This is a genomic window from Planctomycetota bacterium (genome assembly GCA_016235865.1).
Lineage (GTDB): Bacteria > Planctomycetota > MHYJ01 > JACQXL01 > JACQXL01 > JACRIK01.
Window position 1 is genome coordinate 1 of the sequence record JACRIK010000016.1, and the last position, 2,521, is coordinate 2,521.

Here is a 2,521-nt window from a genome sequence, read left to right on the forward strand (position 1 = left end):
AAGGTCTGTGCTTGCTTCCGAGATATTTCCCGCGGTATCTGTGGCCCTTGCCGTGAGGGTATGAACGCCGGCGGCATAGGCCATCGTATCCAGATCAAAGGTATAAGGAGACTGGGTAGTAGTTGAGTATAACTGTCCATCCAATAAAAGGCTAACCCCGGAGACCCCGGATTGAAGATCCGATGCCTCGACGGTCACCTGAATGAGCCCGCTCACAGATGCGCCGGATGTGGGTAATGTAATGGCCACTGTGGGGGAGAGCATGTCCAGCAACACTGCGCGGGTCTGTTGTACAGCATTCCCAACCTGATCCGTCGCCTCGAAAAGGAGCGTGTTCCAGCCGCTGCTTAAGGCGACTGTACCGCTGAAACCCTGGCCTGTAATCGTAAGGGGTTGCGGTGATTCTCCGTTGGCCGACACCGTGACCGTATTGATATTTTCATCGATTACTAACCCGGACACGGCAAGATTGACCGTATTCATCGCTCCCCCCTCCACAGGACTGGTAATGTCAATCTGAGGGGGGATTGTGTCCAGGGTGATCCGGACCGTGGCACTGCCCTGGTTACCTGCTGCATCCTCTGCCTGAAAGATAAACCCGTTGGGGCCCTCATCGAGTGCCACCTCTACCTCAAACACCCCATCTACCACAGGAATCAGGGGACCGTAGTATCCCTCATAGACCAGCGCCTCAGGATCGTCTACCACTCCGGTGATCGTTACCGTTGGGGTGTTTACCACAATCCCGTCCAGAGGGTCTGTGATATTGATATCCGGCGGAACCGTATCCCGGATGAAATAGGCCGTGGCATCCCTATAATTTCCGAGGGCATCCCACGCCACCGCGGTAAAGGGGTAGGTCCCGTCCACATCGGGGATTTGAACAAAGGCCCAGTAGAAATCCCCATTCCGCATCCCGATCACTATTAATCCTGCATCATATATCTCCTCCCCATCGGGAAGAACCACCCCGTTTAATGTCACGGTCAGCGTCCTCTCATTCACAAGGCCGGTGATAAGGCCGTAAGAGGTCGCATATTCCTCCCGCGCACAGTCGGGTTCCGGGGGCTGCGGGGTCTGCTCCCGGAACGGCTCGACGCAGATAAACACCTCCGGACCTCTCACAGGCTGGGCAGTGATATCGAGTATATAGCTCTGAGTAGCTGTGCCGCCTTGCCCGTCACTTAACTTCCACGGTCACATCAAAGGTGCCGGCCACATCCGGTATCCAGGCGATCAGCCCGGTAGCAGGATCGATCGTCATGCCATAAGGAAAAACGGAAAGGCTATAATGCTGTGCACCTGTGGCATTGACATCATAGTTATAAATAATCCCGGTCGCCCCATAGAGTATAGGGGAGGAGTAGATGACCGGATTGACCGCAGGTGCGCTATGCCCGGCAAAAGGTTGCCCGCTCACTACACTCGAATAACAGTTCCTCCCCTGCAGATTGGCCTTTACTATGTAGAGATAGGTTGTATCATTGGTCACACCATAATCCACATAAGCGGAGTGTTCCGAGGTGGTCTCCCCAATCTTGACAAAGTTGCCGGGGTCAGAGGCCACTGATCGATAAATTTCATAAAGGATATTGCTCCCCTGAGGGGACCATCCCAGAATCACCCTCCGATCCCTGGCCATGGCCATAAGGGAGAAACATGGGATGATCTCAATCGTTGTCGTATCCGGCAGGGACATTGTCATGCCATCATCGACGAGGAGGGAAACCGTGTATCTCCCTTCGGGAACAGACACGGCAGGCGCCGGACCAGTGACGGGGTCGAATGGGCCGTACCACTGATAGGTGAGAGAATTCCCGTCAGTATCATAGGACTCCACACCATTTAGCACGGCTTCGAAGCTCAGGAGTTGGGTTTTCACCTGAATCTGGTCAGCTCCGGCATTAGCTACCGGTTCGGCGGCATACGCCTCCTTAGAAAGTGTCAGGATCATAACTAAAAAAACTAACACCGTAGACAAGACTGGATCGATAATTGATGAAAGCCTTCTATATATCTTCATATCTGCACATACCTCCTCGTATACGTTGATAATGCCATTCTGAACTATACATCATGGATTTTGAAGGTATATATCAGCAACTCCAGTGCCATCATATTTAATTGAGACTATTTTTAGTCTTAACTACTTAATTTTTAAAGTATTTTAGGAAATTACAGAATGGATAGCCCGGAGATGCCTGAGAATAGTTGGGCTAACCTTTTAGCTTGTTATTTTAAGGTTTATTAGAAAACAGAATTGAAACGCATTGATATTCTTCAGAAAATGTTAATTGGCTATATTTTAGGCTGGCATAATATTGGCTTTTCTGCTACCCGTTGATAGTCAAGTCAAAAAAGAGGCCTCCACGGCATTTTGCCGGGAGGCCTCTTGTAAATAATTCTTACAAGCTCAGATTAATACATATCACCCATACCGCCACCGGCCGGCATGCGCGGCATCTTTTCCTTTTCTTCCGGTATATCTGATACCATCACCTCTGTAGTCAGCATCAGTGAT

2 protein-coding genes are annotated in these 2,521 nt (G+C 50.7%); both read right to left on the reverse strand.

The features are described 5' to 3' along the window. Positions 1–1,125: Ig-like domain-containing protein (locus HZA49_05020; protein ID MBI5778797.1), on the reverse strand; the 1,125-nt coding region annotated here is incomplete at its 3' end. A gap of 55 nt (positions 1,126–1,180) precedes the next feature. Then, positions 1,181–2,023, reverse strand: coding sequence for a putative Ig domain-containing protein (locus HZA49_05025; GenBank protein MBI5778798.1), 843 nt, complete (start codon positions 2,021–2,023; stop codon positions 1,181–1,183). Positions 2,024–2,521: the final 498 nt, after the last annotated feature.